Source organism: Priestia aryabhattai, from assembly GCF_023715685.1.
Classification (GTDB): Bacteria; Bacillota; Bacilli; order Bacillales; family Bacillaceae_H; genus Priestia; species Priestia aryabhattai_B.
Genome location: NZ_JAMBOQ010000003.1, coordinates 781,293 through 797,956, shown reverse-complemented (window position 1 = coordinate 797,956; position 16,664 = coordinate 781,293). Strand labels below are relative to the sequence as shown.

Below are 16,664 nucleotides of genomic sequence, written 5' to 3'. Positions count from 1 at the left end.
TCTTTTTCAAATCATAAAAAAACATCCCGTCACAGATGTTACGGGATGCTTTTTACGTATTTTGTATGATTAACTTAGTCGGGGATCTTTTAATAAACGTTCCATTTCTTCCATATGATTTGTTTCATCTGCAATCATATCTTCAAGTTTTACAACAAGCTCTGTTAATCCTAACTCTTCCGCTTGCTTTTTTCGCTCTTCGTAGCGCTGGATAGTTTCTTTTTCGGCCTTGCTCGCTTCTTTAAGCATTTCCGTCACGTTTGAGACATGCTTCACCTCAGCTGGCTTTGTTGTTGGCTCACCGCCAAGGTTTTTAATTTTTTCTGATAAATAAAGGGCATGTCCTTGCTCATCAGGAATTTCTCCTTCAAAGAAAGGTTTTAAAATTTGATATTCTAGGCCGGTTACTGTAGACGCATAGTAAGTGTACTGAATAACCGCCGAATATTCACCCGCTAAATCGGTATTAAGTCCCTCTATTAGTTGTCTCATTTTCTCTTCCATTTGAATAAACACCCTTTCATTTGCTGTTAGTAGACATGTACCCTTTTTAACTAGTCCTAAACCATAACAAGGTGATATTCTGCTCTTTCTTTTTAAAAATAGGGAATTTACTGAATGGATCGGAAATGTTTGATTTCTATATTTTTAAAGAAAGACGTTCCTCCTTGGGAGAAAAGCGTAATTCCTTGGTCATTGTGACGCGGAAATACCTCGCTAGAATGCACTGTTTTTCCATCATCAACAAAGACTTCAATACTCGTTTTGTCTACCAATATTTTCAAATGAACATTTTTCTTGCCTGCATCAAAAAAATTGCGGCTTTCCACATACTTTTTGCTTTGATCAGGCTGATTACTATAGCTTCTATTCACATAAGAAACGTTATCTTTTGCAAAAACCCCCACATCAATATGCCGCTTTTGATCTGTAGACTCTCGCAGTCTTAAGCCTACATTCTCTGCATCCGACCACGAAATATCTGTATCAAGCTGATAAGCTTCGCCTTTTATTTTCAACTTTTTCTCCCCATTTACTTCTACTTGTTTAAGAGAATTTGTTGAATCAGTTAGCTGATTTAATTCTTCGGCAGGCTGTGATAACAGACTGTACTGATCGTCGTCTTGTTTCGAAAGCGTAATTTTACGGGTTACTGAATCGAATCCGTTAAACCCTTCTTTCATCGTTGGCGTCTCATCTGGATAATCCCAGTTGTTCATCCATGCAAAAGCATAGCGTTTTTCTAAGGAATCCTCATTTTTACCGTCCTTAAAAGTGACTCCTCCGTACCAATCGAAGCCATGATCTAGCCATTGTGGCTCGTCTATATCAGGAGTGAATGTTGTTCCATCGTAATTTCCCGTCCAATAAGCATAGGTGTTTGGCTTTCCGCTTTCTTTTCCATTCGCACTTGTCCCGAGAACCCACTTGATTGTCCCGTCATCTGCCTTCATTTGAAAAAGGTCTGGACATTCTGTAATGCCAATATCTTTGGTTACAAATCCTCCTGTATACGTCCAATCCTTTAGATTAGAAGATTCATAAAATCCGATTTTTTCACCTTCTGACATGACGAGCACCCACTTGTCATGTTCATTATCCCATATGACTTTGGGATCTCTAAAATCTTTGGTGCCTGGATTAGGCATGATAGGATTTTTGCTATATGATTTAAAGGTTTTTCCTCTATCGGTACTATACCATAGATACTGTTCTTGCTTTTGTCCATCGGCAGAAGGCTGGGTCATAATAGCTACAATTGTGCCTTTACCAAAGCCTGCTGTGTTCTCCTTATCTTCTACAACGGAGCCGGACCATATATCGCCATTTTTATTTGTATACTTTGGAATAGCTACTCCTTCATCTTTCCAATGAACCAAATCTTTAGACGTTGCATGTCGCCATTCCGTCCCGTTCCCTTTAAGGTAATCATGATTGTATAAGTAATAGTAGTGATATTTTCCGTCAAAATAAATGGGCTTTTGAGGATCATTTTTCCATTTATCAGGCGTACTAAAATGATACACTGGACGATAGGTAGATTCACTTTTATTCCCTTTTTCTTTTCCTTGGTCTTGTGTATCCTCTTTTTTGGATACGCCTGCTATAATGAGTCCAGCTATTACAACTAAAAGAACGACAAGCGTTATCCATTTATAAGCACCTTTTTTCTTCAAACAAACCCCACCTTTCTCTTTTTTTGTCTACACCGAATAAAACAAAAGAAAATGGTGATTACAATCACCATTTTCTTTTGTTGCTATTGCAAAACGCTTAGTCTTCATCTACTGTTAACTGACCTTGCTCAAGAACGCTATCTTTTACAACAGATGTTTTTGAACCGTCAATATTTACTAAGAAGCTTGGTGCAAATGTAGAGTGGTTGTCTTCATAAAAGCCTCTGTTTGTCATGTAGCTTGTAATAACGACATTATCACCTTTTGTTTGCGGTACGGCAAAGTGAGAATACGTAAATGTTTTATCATTAGGATCTAAATCCATGTGAAGAACTAATCCCGTATCATTTAAAGGCTTATATTTTCCTGTTAACTTATTTGAAACATACCCTAGCATATACACATCATCTTGTCCGATTCCATCAATCGTCATTTTAGATCCGCGAGAATCGGTGAACAAGTACCATTTTCCACCTTTTTTGAAAATGTTTGCACGTTCAATTTCGTCTGTAACTGTGTTTGATGTAATAAGCGGCTTCATTACTTTCTTGAGCGTATAGTCATCATTTAACTCAATAATGCCCAAAGCCCCGTTTGCTAAAGAAGCTTTTTCTTTATTAGATCCTTCAAGAAGCTTTTTCTTTTCAGATTGGAAGAAAGGATTGTTTCCTCCGTAGTATGCTCTGTTATATAGAGAGTCTTCACCTTGGTAGCCATCTTCTGTTCCAGTGTTAGCTTCGAAAACAAGGTACTTATGTCCGTTGTCTTCTATGTAGTGAGGATCTCTTAGCGTATGGTTATCCCCTGTGTCATAACCGCCTTCATCAATAAACTGCTGAACCGTTTGATAAATCTTTCCGTCACCATCAAAGATTGACTTGTAATCTTCTACTCCCTCAACTTTTAACGTATTATCGTTTGGCTGAGACATGTTCACTTGAGCTGTCGTTAACGTTTGTTTTCCGTATTGTTTACCTGAATAATCCGTGTAGAATAAACGAACTTTACCATCTGTTGTTAACGTGGCAGAACCAGACCATTCTTGCGTTTGGCTTTTAAGATGCGGATCATTCGGAACGAATTTATCGCTGTCTTTAAACACTCTTCCAGCGTTTTTCCAGCTGTCAATAGATTTGTCTCCAGCTTTTTTATAGAAAAGATAAACAGACGTGTCATTCGAATCTTTTGGATCACCTGCTAGGGCAAACACAATTTGATATCCATGATAAGTCGCCACTGTTCCGTCAGCATTTTGTAATGGCCAGCTGTCCCATACATCTAAGTCAATTGTATTTCCTGATGCATCTTTTCCCTTAGCGGAAGCAATGTTTTTAATAGTTGATTCATCAAAAGCAGGAACTTTAAACTGATCACTGTTTTGCTGCTGTGGAATTTTCACCATATTATCGCGAGTAATATGCGAAATTCCATAGCTATTATTAAAGTCTTTGCTGTCATTTCCTTTAGCAAATGTTTGATATCCCCCGCCTACTAGTAGGGCTGCAGCCAATGTAGCAGCAGTTGTATGCTTAGCAACTCGTTTCATTTTCATATGTTTTCTCCTTTTGGGTTAGTAAAGAATATAAATTTATTAATTCAATTAGCTATCAAAAACTCGAAAACAGAACCGGTTCCGTTCAACCAAAAGATTACTTGGATAAATGACGAAAGTCAAACATGCCAAATGTAGCTATTTCTCATTTTTATCTTTTTTATTGAGCTGTAACTAGGACCAAAGTTTACGTACAAGGGGCTTTTTCATGTAACCGTTTTTCCAAAAAAAGTGTACGGCTTTCTTTACATTCCAAACCACGATTTCCAGCCGTTGCGTTTTATACCTTTTACACGATTAAATACTCTATCTTTCTGGCATTGAAAGCGCTATTCCTTTTTTTATACTTTCCGACCATTCTGTTTTCATCAATCTCTTGAAAAACCAGTACTCTTTTTTATTATTCGGACATGAAAACGTTCTATTCTTTTTTCTTTCTGGAGATTAGGATGATAATAATAAAGGTCTAAAGTATGTTTTCAGAAAAAAATATTCCTTCTTTTTACCTACTCATTTTTATCTTTTTTAATGCATCATACGCTCTCCCTTTTTACAAAAGGGAGAGCGTATGATGCATTTTTTAAATATTAAGAGTCTAAGCCAGTTGCTTTTCCTTCACGGCTGGAATCAGCTGCTCCAAATAAACGGCCGTTTCTTTTATCAATTTGAATACCTTGAACATTTCCGATTGGGAATGGCTCATCTCCAAAATTAAATCCCATGGCTTCTAGTTCTCCTTTGGCATTCATACCCACTCCGGCTTCCCAACCGATAAGTGATCCTGTACTATTAAAAATTCTTGGTTCTTCAATCGCTTCTTTTATATCCATTCCATAGTCTAAGACATTAATAAGCGTTTGAAACACAGACCCTACAATGGTTGGTCCACCTGGAGACCCTAAAGTGAGTACAGGTTCGTTGTCTTTAAAAACAATGGTTGGACTTTTACAGCTAACCGGACGCTTTCCTGCATCCGCTTGATTTAACCCTCCAGGAATAGCATCAAAATCAGTAAGCTCGTTGTTGAGTAAAAATCCATGGTCTTTAACCATAATTCCTGTACCAAAAGGATGTTCCACAGTTGATGTACAAGCGACAATATTGCCCCAGCGGTCAACTACCGTGAAGTGAGTTGTTTCACTAAGCTCACGTTCAGGTTCATAAGGCTGACGCACAACGTTCACTTTTTGGCCTTTCTCATAATCCCACGGGTTGCCGAAATCAACTTTCTCATTTTTATGCTTCCAATTAATTAATTTTTGACGTTCCTTTATATATTCTTCATTTAAAAGCCCTTTTAATGGAATGTCACTGTAGGCTGGATCTCCAGAGAATGCAATTTTATCTGAAAATGCAATACGCATAGCTTCTGCAAACAAATAATACTTTTCCCAAGATTTTACGTCGTACTGAGCCACATCGAAGTCCTCTAATAGCTTTAAGATTTGCAGCACGGTAGTCCCTCCTGCACTAGGCATGTTAGAAGAAGCAATTCGATATCCTTTATAATCTCCCCACACGGGCTCATCGATCTTAATCTGGTATTCTTTCAAATCTGACAGTTCCATAAAACCGCCGTGCTCTTTTATCGTTGAAATAATAGCTTCTGCAATTTCACCTTCATAAAAAGACTCAACACCTTTTTTTTGAAGAATACGAAATGTTTTAGCAAGATCTTTTTTATTAATCATATCTCCTTCTTGTATAGGCTTGCCGTTCGGAGAATATAGCTCCTTAGCATGTTCTCCTAGTCGATAGGCATATGTTTTTAAAATATCTCCAAGAACCCAGTTTGTTTCGACCCCTGCTTCTGCTGCCTTGGCAGCCGGTTCAATTAATTCAGCAAGAGGTTTTGTTCCATACTCTTTACGAGCTGCTTCCATTGCCTTTAAAATCCCTGGGATTCCGATTGCCGTCGCATGCGTAGAACGCTTTCTAAACGGAATAACTTCCTTATTTTTATCCAGAAACATTTCAGGATAAGCTGCTTTAGGAGCCTGAGAATGCCCATCAAAAATTTTAGTTGTTTTACTTTCATTGTGGTATACCATAAAAAAGCCGCTGCCCCCAATACCCGTCATCATCGGTTCTCCAACATTGAGGCCAAACTGAACGGCTATTGCCGCATCAATTGCATTGCCTCCGGCTCTTAGTACCTGTTCTCCGGCGTCAGTTGCAATTGGATGAGCGCTGGCTACCATTCCTGTTTTTCCAACGGCTGTTTCTCTTCTATATGAACTCTTTCCTGAACGAGATAAACTTTTTCCATTAATCATCTTTTACGACCTCCTAGTTACTTACTTTATCTGGGATATTGGTAAAATACCCTATTGTTTTTTAGTTAAAACTGTTTAAATTTGTATTGATTACTTTAAGCCATCACATTCGTAGACCGATATCCCTAGAGTATGTTAAGCCTTTGAAAGCCATAAAATAGAAAAAGCGCCAACCCTTTTCATTTAAATAAAGGGTTGAGCGCTTTTTGCATTTTCTAACGTTTATACACTTTTACACTTGTACTGAAGCTACTTCATTATTTACGTTCAGCAGGTCATAAAGCTCTTGAAGTCTTCCTATTTCATAGGTTGAAATCCAATTTGTATCATTCTTTTTTTTCTGAGGATTAAACCAGCACGTATCAATACCGGCTAGCTGCCCGCCTTGAATGTCTGCACTCAAAGAATCCCCAACAATCAATGTTTCATGCACGGACAGCTCTTTTATACGTGAAAAAACATAATCAAAATATTCCTTCATAGGTTTTTGAAAACCTGTATCTTCTGAAACAAATATTTCTTTAAAATAAGGATATAGACCTGAATCTTGAAGTCGCTTATATTGTGTAGCCGATACGCCATTTGTAACAACATATAACTCATAGTGACTGCTCAGGTTTTTAATTAACTCAATTGCTCCGTCAATTAGCTGATGGCCATTGTTCAAATACGTTCGATACTCTGCTTCAAGTAGCTTTCCATCCTTCTCTATTCCATATTCTTTACATAGAGTAGAAAAACGAGTATTTACAACTTGCTCACGGCTTATTTTATTTTCTTCAAAAGCTGTCCATAACCTCTGGTTTGTCAAACTATAACGTTTTTTGCTTTCCTCAGTCAGCGGAATATCATGGTTAGCAAAAAGAAGCTGTAAAGCCTGCTCTTCGGCTGCGTTAAAATCTAAGAGCGTATTATCAATGTCAAATAGCAACGTTCGGTATGTTTTCATTCTTCTCTCTCCCCTTCAACTAATCTATTACTTTTCTATTCGTATATATTGTCGTTTGCTAGACAGCGCAGTTTTTCCTTGTCTTTGAGAATGATAGAGCCTTTCTTCTTTTCAATAACTCCTTGCGCTACAAATTTCTGAAGAACACGATTTAAATGCCTGTAAGTCGTTCCGATTAAATTAGCTATATCTTTTAAGCTTTCTGTTTTTTGGTTCATAACCAAATGCGATTCTTCACAAAAAATAGAGAGCAAGTAACTAGCCAGCCGCACTTCAACTGGGTACATTAAATTAAAGCTTAGCGAGTTCGATTTTGCACAAAACTTTTTTGTGAGCATTTCCAGTAAAAACGTCAGCAGCTGTGGATCATTGCTGGCATATTGTTTTAATCGTTTGTATGGTATACCGATAACAACTAAAGGTGAAACGGCTTCAACCGTATTCATAATATCAACGCCTTGTACATACTCAATATCGCCTATTACTTCAAGAGGCTGTTTAAAGGAAAGAACAAGCGTCTTGCCTTCGGGCGATATTGTATAAACTTTAACCTTACCTTTCATCAATATGTACAAACAATGAGACGCGTCTCCTTGAGAACAAAGACGTTCTCCGGCCTCGACATCATACAGTGACAAATGCGGTATTAACTCTTTCTTGAAAACCGACTCTAATTTATAAGTATTTATATACTCCATCAGCTGTTTCTCACTCGTAATTCCCCTCATGTTTTCCTCTCCATCATAACGGTTTCTTTTTATTAAACAATAACACTTCCTAAAATAAAAAGGACATATGTCCCAAATAAAATTTTAATTTTTACGTTATGTTCATGGATTACTTTCAAGAGAAATATATACACAAAAAAGACTCTAGCTCGTTCGCTTAGAGTCTTTTTTGTTAAACGCTCTTTTTATTTCTGCCGTATCCAACGTAAATAAAGACGCCAATCAGCATCCAGCCGATTGAATACATCCACGTTTTCATTGATAAGTTAAACATAAGAAAGATACAGCAAAGAATGGCAATAATTGGAATAAATGGTACAAAAGGTACTTTGAAACCGCGCTTTAGGTTAGGCTGAGTTTTTCGAAGAGCCAAAATCGAAAATGAAACTGCAGCAAACGTAACAATCGCTAGCATATTTGCTAAATCCGCCAGCTGTTTTAAATCAACAAAACCAGCTACGATCGCGCCTAACACCCCGACAAGCCATGTGGATATGACAGGTTCGCTGTTTTTTCGGTTCACTTTCGCAAAAAGAGACGGCAATAATCCATCATGGCTCATTGACATCAGTATGCGAGGCACAACAAACAAATAAGCAAACACGACGGCCATAATACCAATAACCGCTCCTATAGATACAATGAGCGCTACCCATTCTTGTCCTACACTATTGAGCGCATATGACAACGCATCGCCTACGTTTAGCTCTTTGTAAGAAACCATCCCTGTTAATACTAATGCAATTACTACGTAAATGACTGCACAAACACTTAGTGCAATCAAAATCCCTAGCGGCAAGTTTCTTTGCGGATTTTTCACTTCTTCTGCCGAAGTAGAAATGGCATCAAATCCGTTATAAGCAAAAAAGACGGAAGCTGCGCCTGCAAAGATCCCTTTCACACCAAAAGGAGTAAATGGGTGCCAGTTATTTGTATTAATAAAAAAGACGCCGACGGCTACAAATAAAAGAACAATACCTATCTTGATTAAAACCATTAAGTTATTTATTTTTTTACTTTCTTTTACCCCTCTTGTTAATAAAAACGACATACACAGTACAATAAATACCGCCGGAAGATTAATGACACCTCCATCGCTTGGTATGGCCGTGAACGATTCAGGAAGCCTAATACCAAATTCAGTAAGTACATTATTCACATAAGATGACCATCCGCCCGCTACGGAAGCTAAAGATACCGTATAGCAGCCTACGATGGACCACCCTATTAAATGCGCTACAAATTTCCCTAGTGAAACATATATGTATGTATATGCGCCTCCCGAACTTGGAATAGCTGAACCAAATTCTGCATAACACAGCGCAACAAGAATACAGGCTATTGCAGAAATAACAAAGGAAATGGAGACAGAGGGCCCTGCATCCCTGGCGGCAACTAGCCCTGCTATAACCAGAACTCCTGTCCCAATAGTTGCTCCTACTCCCATCAAAATAACATCAAATAAACCTAGCGTCTTAGTTGATTCTTTAGCTGCATTTTCATTTAACAGCTTGTTAACATCTTTTTTTTCAAACAGATTACTCATGATGACTAACCTCTCTTCATCTCATTACAAATGACTACTTTTTATAGTCTACTTTTTAGCGGTAGATCTTTCGGTATATGTAACAGTGAATTATTTTACTACATTTAATTTTCTGTGTAAAATATTTCATAGTTTAAACTTTTTAATAATTAAAATAAAATGTGCTTATCATTATTTTCTATCACCCCATTATGATGTACCCGAACAGACTAAAAACATTCGTTAACAACTTTCTCAAAATTAGCTTCATTCATAATTGCTTTTGTACTATACTAAAGAAAAACTTCATAGGAGCAACGTAAAAGATAAGCTTATTTTATTTTCTAAAGGGGTTAGTGATCGGTTTTTCCGTTGCTGCTCCCGTCGGTCCCATTGGTATTTTATGCATTAATCGCACGTTATCTAAAGGGCGAGTACACGGATTTGTATCCGGGCGGGGAGCAGCTACAGCAGATGCTGTATATGGATGTATCGCTGCGTTTGGCTTAACGTTCATTACAACCTTTTTACTAACCCAAAAGATTTGGCTTCAGCTGATTGGGGGATTATTTTTATGTTATTTAGGTGTGTAAACTTTTCGTTCTCAACCTGCAGAGCACGCTGCCGCTGCTAAAGGAGAAGGTTTGCTTTGTTCTTATACATCTGTTCTTTTGCTAACCGTTACAAATCCAATGACGATCTTATTTTTTATTGGCGTGTTTTCTGGTGTAGGAATTAGTAAATCAGCATTTGATGTTGCTTCTGCTTTGACAATGGTTGCAGGCGTATTTTTAGGATCGGCCTGCTGGTGGCTTTCGCTCAGTTTTGGCATTAGCCTTGCCCGGTCGAAGTTTACGAATAACAGCTTGATTTGGGTGAATCGTATTTCGGGAGCGGTTATACTGACTTTCGGGATATTTGCTTTATACAAGTTGCTATAAAAAGTCATTTGTCTCCTTTTCTGAGGACTAATGACTTTTTTAATAGAAAAGAATAATCTTAAAAATACCCTAAACGCTGTGTTTTCTGTATAATAGATAAATAGAAAAACAGAAAAAGTATAAAAAATGCTTGAAAACTACATAATCAATCATTAGTCTTCAAACATAATAAGGGGAAATAAAGCATGACCATTCTTCTAGTAGATGACAATCAAGTCAATCTATTTGTGATTGAAAAAATTTTAAAAGGCGCTGGCTACGATAACTGTGTGTCTCTTACGTCTGCCCATGCCCTTTTTGACTATCTTAACCTGAACGATGAGAACTCAAAAACGAATTCGGTCGATTTGATTTTACTTGATATTATGATGCCCGAAATTGATGGAATCGAAGCGTGCAGGCGAATTCAAGAGGTAGAACACTTAAAACATATTCCAATTATCTTTGTCACAGCCCTAGAAGACAGCAACAAATTAGTAGAAGCTCTAGACGCCGGCGGAACAGATTACGTCACAAAGCCGATTAATAAAGTGGAACTGCTGGCTCGTATGCGGGTAGCTTTACGCCTTAAAGCAGAAATTGATTGGCACACGGAACATGAAAAGAAAATTCAAAATGAGTTAGATTTAGCTACACACGTACAGCAAAATTTACTCAGTCCCCCTTTACGAGAGAAAGATATCCAAATGGAAGTTTCATATTATCCTTCTTTTAAATTAGCGGGTGATATGTACTATTGGCACAAAATTGACGAGCATCGGTACGGAATTATTCTTTTTGATATGATGGGGCACGGCATCTCTGCCTCGCTTGTTTGTATGTTTATATCTTCTGTGCTCAGAGAAGCTATCAAGTCCCTCGTAGACCCTGAGCAGGTTATTACAGAATTGAATCGCTATATGGAATTATTGCACAGCGAAAAAGATGAAATCCCTTACTATTTCACTGCCATTTATTTAGTCATTGATACGGAAGCTAAGACAGTAGAATATGTGAATGCCGGGCACCCAGAAGGTTATATGCTAGTGGATGAACATACGCTCGTTCCTCTTCAACGAGGAAGCTGCCCTGTAGGTTTTTTTGAAGAAATGGACGTTCAGAAATCTGTTGTCAGCTTTGAGAACGATGTGCAAATTTTACTATTTACAGACGGAGCTCTTGAATCAATGGGCCCTTGCGAAAATGAATCTGCTCTTCGTCTTCAAAAACTTACTGAACAAAAATGGACAAATCCGCAGGCATTCATGAATGAAATTTTTTCAGAAGAACAAAAGTTAAATCAGCCTGATGACATGTGCGTGCTTATAATTCAAGCACAAGCACAATAAAAAAAGGACCTCACGCAGGTCCTTTTTTTATTGCTTTTGATAGATGCGCTCGTTCCCTGCAAACTCGGTATAAGAAGCTGCTCCTTCAGCAAAGCGAAGCGTTTCTTTATCACCAAGTCCAAGAAATCCTTTTACACACAGACTTTCTGAAAATAAATTATACACTTGATTTTGCAGCTGAGCTGTAAAGTAAATAAGGACGTTTCGACAAATGATGACGTGAAATTCATTAAATGACTGATCCGTGACTAAATTATGCTGAGCAAAGATAATATTTTTTAACAGAGATGGATGAAAATATGCATAGTGATGATCCGTCTGATAATATTCCGAGAAGGCATTCTTTCCACCGGCTTGGATATAATTTTTTGTATATGACTTCATTTTACGTAAAGAAAAAGCACCTTGTTTTGCTTTTTCTAATACATCTTCGTTCATATCCGTTGCGTAAATGACCGTCTTGTCCATTAACCCTTCTTCTTCTAAAAGAATCGCCATAGAAAATACTTCTTCGCCTGTTGCACAACCAGCGTGCCAAATGCGAATTTCCGGATAATCTTTTAATACTGGAATCACTTTTGTGCGAAATGCTTTAAAAAAGCTGGGATCGCGAAACATCTCTGTTACATTTATCGAAAAATCATTTAAAAGCTGATTCATAAATTCTTCTTCGTGAATCGCTTTTTCTAACAATTGAGACACGGTTGGAATACGTTCAATTTTCATTCGATTATAGACTCGGCGACAGATAGAAGATTTAGCGTACTGTCTGAAATCGAATCCTGTTAATCGATAAATAGCCGTCAGCAGTAAATCAATCTCTAAATCTGTTTTTTTATTCATAACTAAGTCTTCACTTAAATCTAGGTGCTTCATATCCATTTATGTTTCATACCCCGCTTAATTTACTAGCCATACACGCATAACGGAGAACAGCTGATTTAAATCTAAAGGTTTGCTGATATAATCTGATGCTCCAGCTTCCAAGCATTTTTCACGATCATTTTTCATCGCTTTAGCGGTTAATGCAATAATAGGCAAATCAACAAGCTTTAGCTCTCCTCTGATTTTCTGCATAGCTTCATATCCATCCATTTGCGGCATCATAATATCCATTAAAATGAGATCAAATGGTTCACTTGTCTTCATCATTTCAAGACACTCTATTCCGTTATGAGCTGTCATAATAGTCATACCTTGTTTAGCCAACGCTGTTTTTAATGCAAAGATGTTTCGCTGGTCATCGTCTACGATGAGCACTCGCTTATCCTGAAATACATTTTCATCATCTTGCACTGGAGGTGCAACACGTTGTACAGGATGATCAATTTCAGTTACTTCTGTTTCAGGTTCAGCTTCAGGTTCAGCTTCTTCTACAGATACTGCTACTTCTTCGTATACAAAATTCACTTTTTCATAGTCAATAAGACCCTTAGAAAGACTAGGAAGATAGAGTGTAAACGTACTTCCTTTTCCTACTTCACTGCTTAGGGAAATCCAGCCGCCCAATAATTTTGCAAACTCACTGCAAATAGATAAGCCAAGCCCCGTGCCGCCGTACTTGCGGACCGTAGCTCCATCTGCCTGCTGAAACGCTTCAAAGATAAGCTGATGCTTTTCTTTTGGTATACCAATCCCTGTATCAGCTACAGATATTTCTAGCCAGCAATCCGTATCAACTGTACGCATAGCTGTTGTAAGACGATGGTCAGCTACTCGTTGAATGGATACTGTGACAGATCCCGATTCCGTAAATTTAAATGCATTTGATAAAAGATTTTTCACAATTTGTTGGAATCTCTTTTCATCTGTGTAAATGATGTCCGGTACATCTTGTGCTTTGTTAATTTTCAATTGTACTTTTTTCTGTTCAGCAACGTGGCTGAAATTACGTTCAATTTGATCTGGAAGCTCACTCATATTCATCTCAGCTAGCAAGACATCTAGTTTTCCAGACTCTACTTTTGATAAATCCAAAATGTCGTTGATTAATGCCAACAAGTCTTTTCCTGAAGAATGAATAATACGAGCGTATTCTTCTTCATCTTCAGATAGCGTTTTAGCTGCGTTTTCCTCAAGCATTTCAGACAGAATGAGAATGCTGTTAAGCGGTGTTCGAAGCTCGTGCGACATATTAGCAAGGAATTCAGATTTGTATTGGGAATTCAGTTCCAGCTGATGCGCTTTTTCTTCTAAATCTTCTTTTGCAGCCTCTAATTCAAACGACTTTTCTTCTGCATCTTTTGTTCTTTCTTCTAGCTGTTCATTAATCATACGCAGCTCTTCAGACTGCATTTGCAGTTCTTCTGATTGTGTTTGAAGTTCTTCAGACTGAGCCTGAAGCTCTTCTGTCATCGCCTGAGATTCTTTTAATAGACGAGCAATTTCCATACGTCTGATTACACCATTAATAGTGAGACCAAACGTTTCAATCACTTGACTAATAAGTTCTTGCTCTAAAACTGTAAATTCGTGCAGCGATGCAAGCTCGATAACAGCAATTACTTCATCTTCAAACAAGACGGGTACAATAAAAATACTATTGGGCTTTACGTCTCCTAATCCTGAAGTAATGAGCTGATACGTGTCAGGTACATCATTTATAACAAAGGTTCTTTTTTCTAAAGCAGCTTGTCCAATGAGCCCTTCGCCTATCAAAAAGCTCTCTCTTCCCGCTTCGCCTTTTCTATCTGCAAAAGCAGCTTGTTTTACAAATAGGTTTCCTTTATCATTTTCCTCTCGAACATAAAATACTCCGAAAGAAGCTCCTGTCATTTCTGAAACCGTAAAGAGAAATTTTTCCGCAAGCTTGTCTACCGATGCTATGCCTTGGTACATCGTTACAGCATGCGCAATGTTCGTTTGAAGCCAATTTCGCTCTTCAATATTTTCTAACAACGCGTTCGTGGCTAGCCCTAAATCTTTAATTTCATCATTAGATCTAACTTTAATTCTTCCTTTTAACTCGCCTTTTAAAGCTGTAATTCGTTTGATAGTTTGCGTAACTTCTTTGATCGTATTCACAATGGAATTGGACAAAACAATAGCGATAACAAGTGAAATAAGCGTAACAAATAACAGCAAACCGTAAAGTCCAATTTTAATTTTTTGATTCTTCTCGTCTAACTCTGTTGCTCTTGTTTCGGTCGATTTTTTCTCTACATTTCGAAAAGAGCTAAACTGGCTGCGCATATCGTCCATGTACTGACGACCCAGATCTTTCTCAAAAAATTGCTGCAGTTCTTTTGTGTTATTTTCCTTTTTTAACGCAATCGTCGGTTCACCAGCAGCTTCAATCCAGCCTTGAATGCTTTTTTTAATTTCCTCTAACTTTTCCTGCTGCCTTGGGTTATTATTTAGAAGCTGATACAGCGCATTATAATCTTTTTCCCAACTTGATGCTGCACTGTTATAAGGCTCTAAGTAACTCGCTTCTCCTGTAATAATATAGCCTCTTTGTCCCGTTTCCATATCGAGCAGGTGTTTTTCAATTCGATTTGTCAAATCATGTACTTCAATATCATGATCGATAATAAAATTTCTCTCTTTTTGCAAAGATGAAATTTGACTGTTCAATACAATAAATGCAATGAATAAACAGATAATAACAATTAAATATCCAATAATAATTTTGGATTTGATGCCAAACCTCATTTTCTTTTCCATAATGTTCCTACTTTCATTCTAGATATTCTTCTAGAAGCATTCGAAAAACATGTTTATTTTTGCCGCTGGACAATTTCATTTTCAGTATACACTCTCCACTCCATCTTCCTTTGTTTGATAGGGCTTCTCTCTTTTTCCTATCAAGTCAACATTTCTATTATACACTCTATTTTTGTACACAAGAATATTTATTGTGCAAGAGGTGAAGATTAATTTCCCAATTAGAAATCGACTTTTTAAAACACCTTATAAAAATAAGCCCATACCTTTAAAGGCATGGGCTTATCTCATAATATGTTTGTACACAATAAGGTAATGAAAAGTAATTTATGCTTTGGGGAATCACATAAATTATGACAACATAGGTATAAATAAATACTTACATGCGAAACGTAAAGCATTCATTATTTAAATTGTACTTGGATAGTAGAAAGCAATGCTACTTTTTTTAATTTAAATATATTTTTTTAATTTACATATCAGGTTAAAAAGCCTTCTTTTATTGAGCTTTTAATGGCCTTAATCCGTTAGAAAAGCTGCAGATAAAAAGTACTTACTCAAAAAAAGCCGTCTCTAAGTCAATAACTTCACTTATGAGACAGCTCTTTTATTTTTCTGCTATTCTTTATTTTATCCAGCTTTCAGTCACTTTTTTATTTTTAGAAATCCAGTTTTTCACGCCTTTTGTTTCGTCTTTTGCACTGTTAATTTCTGATTCCAAGGATGCCAATTGATTGGCACTAATAGAAAAATCTTTCAACCATTTTGCCGCTTCTGGATAATCTTCTTTAAAGGTCTTTTTACTGATTGATTGTATTTTCTCAGGTCCAGTCGGATTCATCGTATTTTTCGGATCTTTTAAGTATCTGAGATTATACTTTTCAAAAGCCCAGTGCGGACGCCATAATGTAACAACAATAGGCTCTTTATTAGCAATTGCTTTATCTAATTCCGATAACATGGCGGCTGTGCTGCTTTCTACTAAATTCCATTCTGTTAAGCCATAGCTTGGCATGGCATGATCTTTAGTAAGACCGTTGATTCCAGATCCCGGTTCAATACTAATAATCTTTCCGTTAAACTGATCTTTCTTATTTTTTAAATCAGCTATCGACTGCGCGTCTACGTAGTCTGGAACGGCCAATCCGCTATCTGCTTGGTCATACCAAATGCCGAGAACGTCTACTTGTTTTCCGAATCTTTTCATATAAGAACTATGGGTTGTAGGCATCCATGCATCCAAAAATAAATCAATGTTTCCTTGAGCAACTCCTGAGAAAAGCGGAGCTACATCGCTTTGAACTGCTTTGACTTTATAACCTTTTTCTTCTAATAATTCCTTCCATAAAAACGTAACAGCTACGGCTTCATCCCATGGTATGTATCCAATTGTAATTTCTTTTTTAGTCGTCGTACTGCTTGCGGTATTGCTATTGCCGCATGCGGAGACAAGCAGCATAACGACGATTGTTAGCATAATAAAAGAAACTTTTTTTGATTGTTTCATATACTCCCACCTTTA

11 protein-coding genes and 1 pseudogene are annotated in these 16,664 nt (G+C 37.3%); 2 read left to right on the top strand and 10 right to left on the bottom strand.

All coding sequences use genetic code 11. The features are described 5' to 3' along the window. Positions 1-69: 69 nt before the first annotated feature. The 7 genes from M3225_RS17125 to M3225_RS17095 form a co-directional block, all read right to left on the bottom strand. Positions 70-504 carry a ferritin-like domain-containing protein gene (locus tag M3225_RS17125; RefSeq protein WP_013056263.1) on the bottom strand — a complete coding sequence of 145 codons (435 nt, stop codon included), beginning with the start codon at positions 502-504 and terminating at the stop codon, positions 70-72. Positions 505-611: 107 nt separating this feature from the next. Continuing rightward, positions 612-2,177: a glycoside hydrolase family 32 protein gene (locus tag M3225_RS17120; RefSeq protein WP_251395626.1), complete on the bottom strand. Its 1,566-nt coding sequence runs from the start codon at positions 2,175-2,177 to the stop codon at positions 612-614. 97 nt (positions 2,178-2,274) lie between these two features. After that, entirely contained in the window at positions 2,275-3,729 is a 1,455-nt protein-coding gene (locus M3225_RS17115) for a glycoside hydrolase family 68 protein (protein WP_251395624.1), read from the bottom strand. A gap of 587 nt (positions 3,730-4,316) precedes the next feature. Then, the gene (gene ggt, locus M3225_RS17110) at positions 4,317-6,005 is read right to left on the bottom strand and encodes a gamma-glutamyltransferase (protein ID WP_251395622.1); all 1,689 of its coding nucleotides are present in this window, start codon (positions 6,003-6,005) and stop codon (positions 4,317-4,319) included. Positions 6,006-6,237: 232 nt separating this feature from the next. Continuing rightward, positions 6,238-6,954: a YjjG family noncanonical pyrimidine nucleotidase gene (locus tag M3225_RS17105; protein ID WP_251395620.1), complete on the bottom strand. Its 717-nt coding sequence runs from the start codon at positions 6,952-6,954 to the stop codon at positions 6,238-6,240. A 35-nt stretch (positions 6,955-6,989) separates the two neighbouring features. Next, positions 6,990-7,682 (bottom strand): Crp/Fnr family transcriptional regulator, encoded by a 693-nt coding sequence (locus M3225_RS17100; protein WP_116073149.1) that lies wholly within the window; start codon positions 7,680-7,682, stop codon positions 6,990-6,992. 172 nt (positions 7,683-7,854) lie between these two features. Then, complete coding sequence (locus tag M3225_RS17095) at positions 7,855-9,228, bottom strand: amino acid permease (RefSeq protein ID WP_251395618.1); 1,374 nt, start codon at positions 9,226-9,228, stop codon at positions 7,855-7,857. Positions 9,229-9,533: 305 nt separating this feature from the next. Between M3225_RS17095 and M3225_RS17090 the strand changes: the two are divergent. Together M3225_RS17090 and M3225_RS17085 are read left to right on the top strand one after the other, a co-directional pair. Then, positions 9,534-10,148: pseudogene (locus M3225_RS17090) on the top strand (LysE family translocator). Positions 10,149-10,333: 185 nt separating this feature from the next. After that, positions 10,334-11,476: a SpoIIE family protein phosphatase gene (locus M3225_RS17085; protein ID WP_251395616.1), complete on the top strand. Its 1,143-nt coding sequence runs from the start codon at positions 10,334-10,336 to the stop codon at positions 11,474-11,476. Between the two features lie 27 nt (positions 11,477-11,503). Here M3225_RS17085 and M3225_RS17080 read toward each other — a convergent pair whose 3' ends face one another. The 3 genes from M3225_RS17080 to M3225_RS17070 all read right to left on the bottom strand — a co-directional run bounded on the left by M3225_RS17080 (position 11,504) and on the right by M3225_RS17070 (position 16,649). Then, a complete protein-coding gene (locus M3225_RS17080; protein ID WP_251395614.1) occupies positions 11,504-12,358 on the bottom strand; it encodes a CheR family methyltransferase in 855 nt (284 codons plus the stop codon). A gap of 18 nt (positions 12,359-12,376) precedes the next feature. After that, positions 12,377-15,142 (bottom strand): CHASE3 domain-containing protein, encoded by a 2,766-nt coding sequence (locus M3225_RS17075; RefSeq protein WP_251395612.1) that lies wholly within the window; start codon positions 15,140-15,142, stop codon positions 12,377-12,379. A 625-nt stretch (positions 15,143-15,767) separates the two neighbouring features. After that, positions 15,768-16,649, bottom strand: coding sequence for a glycine betaine ABC transporter substrate-binding protein (locus M3225_RS17070; protein ID WP_251395610.1), 882 nt, complete (start codon positions 16,647-16,649; stop codon positions 15,768-15,770). Positions 16,650-16,664: the final 15 nt, after the last annotated feature.

What these genes read in the sequence shown, in the direction of transcription:
- M3225_RS17125 (WP_013056263.1), bottom strand. Translation starts at nt 504, where the DNA reads ATGGAAGAGAAAATGAGACAACTAATAGAGGGACTTAATACCGATTTA.
- M3225_RS17115 (WP_251395624.1), bottom strand. Translation starts at nt 3,729, where the DNA reads ATGAAAATGAAACGAGTTGCTAAGCATACAACTGCTGCTACATTGGCT.
- ggt (WP_251395622.1), bottom strand. Translation starts at nt 6,005, where the DNA reads ATGATTAATGGAAAAAGTTTATCTCGTTCAGGAAAGAGTTCATATAGA.
- M3225_RS17105 (WP_251395620.1), bottom strand. Translation starts at nt 6,954, where the DNA reads ATGAAAACATACCGAACGTTGCTATTTGACATTGATAATACGCTCTTA.
- M3225_RS17100 (WP_116073149.1), bottom strand. Translation starts at nt 7,682, where the DNA reads ATGAGGGGAATTACGAGTGAGAAACAGCTGATGGAGTATATAAATACT.
- M3225_RS17095 (WP_251395618.1), bottom strand. Translation starts at nt 9,228, where the DNA reads ATGAGTAATCTGTTTGAAAAAAAAGATGTTAACAAGCTGTTAAATGAA.
- M3225_RS17085 (WP_251395616.1), top strand. Translation starts at nt 10,334, where the DNA reads ATGACCATTCTTCTAGTAGATGACAATCAAGTCAATCTATTTGTGATT.
- M3225_RS17080 (WP_251395614.1), bottom strand. Translation starts at nt 12,358, where the DNA reads ATGGATATGAAGCACCTAGATTTAAGTGAAGACTTAGTTATGAATAAA.
- M3225_RS17075 (WP_251395612.1), bottom strand. Translation starts at nt 15,142, where the DNA reads ATGGAAAAGAAAATGAGGTTTGGCATCAAATCCAAAATTATTATTGGA.
- M3225_RS17070 (WP_251395610.1), bottom strand. Translation starts at nt 16,649, where the DNA reads ATGAAACAATCAAAAAAAGTTTCTTTTATTATGCTAACAATCGTCGTT.